2 protein-coding genes are annotated in these 2,008 nt (G+C 70.2%); both read right to left on the bottom strand.

Annotation, left to right across the window (positions count from 1 at the left end):
* Positions 1–64: 64 nt before the first annotated feature.
* Positions 65–736 carry an ABC transporter ATP-binding protein gene (locus BQ9890_RS07670; protein WP_075890566.1) on the bottom strand — a complete coding sequence of 224 codons (672 nt, stop codon included), beginning with the start codon at positions 734–736 and terminating at the stop codon, positions 65–67.
* Positions 733–1,797 carry an ABC transporter permease gene (locus BQ9890_RS07665; RefSeq protein ID WP_075890564.1) on the bottom strand — a complete coding sequence of 355 codons (1,065 nt, stop codon included), beginning with the start codon at positions 1,795–1,797 and terminating at the stop codon, positions 733–735. The genes BQ9890_RS07670 and BQ9890_RS07665 overlap by 4 nt, the downstream gene beginning before the upstream one ends.
* Between the last annotated feature and the right edge of the window lie 211 nt (positions 1,798–2,008).

Raw genomic sequence — 2,008 nt, 5'->3', positions numbered from 1 at the left:
GGACTTCGCCAGAGGGGGCGGGCGGGAGGGGCGGGAAGGTCGGGAAGGTCGGGAAGGTCGGAGGTCAGCGTTCGGTGAGGGTGCCGTCCTGCATGGCCAGGACACGGTCGCAGTTGTCGAGGAGGCGCTCGTCGTGGGTGACCATGACCGTCGCCTTGCCCCTCTCATGCGTCTGCTCGGCGAGGATGCGGGCCACGTCGAGGGCGCGGCGCGTGTCCAGGGCCGCAGTCGGCTCATCGGCCAGGACCACCTGGGGGTCGTGGTAGAGGGCGACCGCAATGGCGGCACGCTGGCGCTCGCCCCCGGAGAGGTCCCCGGGGTACTTGCCCGCCAGGGCCCGGATGCCGAGCTCGTCGAGCAGACCGTCGCGCACCCCGGGCCGGGCCGGGGTGCGGGCCGCGTGGTCGTGCAGGGCGAACTGGTCGGTGACGGTGAGGAAGGGGACCAGGCTCGCGGCCTGGAGGATGAACCCCATGCGGCGCAGGCGAACCCGGGAGCGTTGCCTCTCCGGCAGCTCGGAGAAGGGCTCCCCCTCGATCGTCACGGTCCCGGTCGTGGGCTGGCGCAGACCACCCATGACGGTCAGCAGTGTGGACTTGCCGGACCCCGAGGGCCCGACCACTCCGACGAACTCGCCCTCGTCGACCGTGAGGTCGGTGGGTGTGAGGGCGTGGACGACCTCGTCCCCCTGGGGGAAGTCGCGCGAGACGTCGCGCAGCGTGAGGACCGTGGTCATGAGATTGCCTCCACCGGGTCGATGCGGGAGACGACGCGGACGGAGATCAGTCCGCCCAGCACCGCGAAGAGGATGAAGGCGGCGGTGATGGCCGAATCCATCAGGGCGTCGACGCGGAAGGGGACCGCGCGGGGGAGGAGGAGCGCACTCACCAGCGTCAGGGCCAGACCCACGGCGACCCCCACGGCCGAGAGCAGGGCCGTCTGCACGGCGCCGGAGACGATGAGGTAGCCCGTGGGCACGCCGCGCGCCTTGAGGATCCCGAGGACGGGGCGCTTCTGCAGCGTGAGCACGTAGATGAAGATCCCGAGCACGAAGGAGGCGATGACGATCAGGGACCCGATCATCAAGGAGAAGGTCAGCACCTGCGCGTTGTAACCGGGCAGGGTGTTGATGAAGGCCGAGGAGTCCAGGACCTGCAATCCCGCGTCGGTGAGCGCCGCGTCCCCTGCGAGGTCCTCGCGCGAGACCACGGCATTGGGGGTCGGGGCCACGCTGGAGGGGCCGTTGTCGATGAGGGCCTGCTCCTGGAAGAAGACGACGGGCAGCGCCTGGAAGGACTGGTCGTGGGCGAACCCGGTCACCTCCCACTCGTGGTCGGAACCGGTGAGCGTGAAGGTCTGCCCGACCACCCAGCCCTCGTCCTTGAGGGAGTCATCGGCCACCACCTGGCGGCTGGGGTCGGTGGGGGCCTCTCCCTCGACGAGGGCGGGGGCGAGGAAGGACCCGTCGGGGAGCCCGAATGCCGAGGCGTCGAGCTTGGTGCCGGCCGCGTCCTCCACGACGACGGGCGTGGTCAACAGGGTCGAGGTGTCGGGTGAGCTGGGCACGGCCGCGACCTGGTCCTCGGAGAGGCGGGACGCGGAGACGTTGTTGTTGGAGGCTTCCGTCAACACGATGCTGGTCGCCCTCCAGTCGTCCACGGCAGAACGGTAGGAGTGGGCGAGCCCGCCGGCGAGTGCTGCCAGGAAGAAGGTCAGGTAGCTGACCAGGGCGATCACCGCGATGATGAGGGCGAACTTGGTGGGTTGGTGGCGGATCTCGCGCAGGGCCAGGAACACGGGTCTCCCCTCGACGGTGGAAGCCCGGTCGGGCTCTCACGGTCGAATCTGACACAGTGTCGCGAAGGCGGCAAGCGGAGGGCGCGTGATGTGCCGCGTCTTCCATTCCGGTGGGCGTTGGCCCGGTGGGCGTTGGCCCGGTGGGTGTCGGCCCGGGTTCTGTTGGCCCGGTGGGTGTCGTCGCGGAGGCCGTCTCGGGAGTTGCTCGGGG

Origin of the sequence: Actinomyces provencensis, assembly GCF_900155435.1 — a bacterium.
In the GTDB taxonomy this organism is placed as follows: Bacteria; Actinomycetota; Actinomycetes; order Actinomycetales; family Actinomycetaceae; genus Pauljensenia; species Pauljensenia provencensis.
This window is presented reverse-complemented; position numbering and strand designations above follow the sequence as displayed.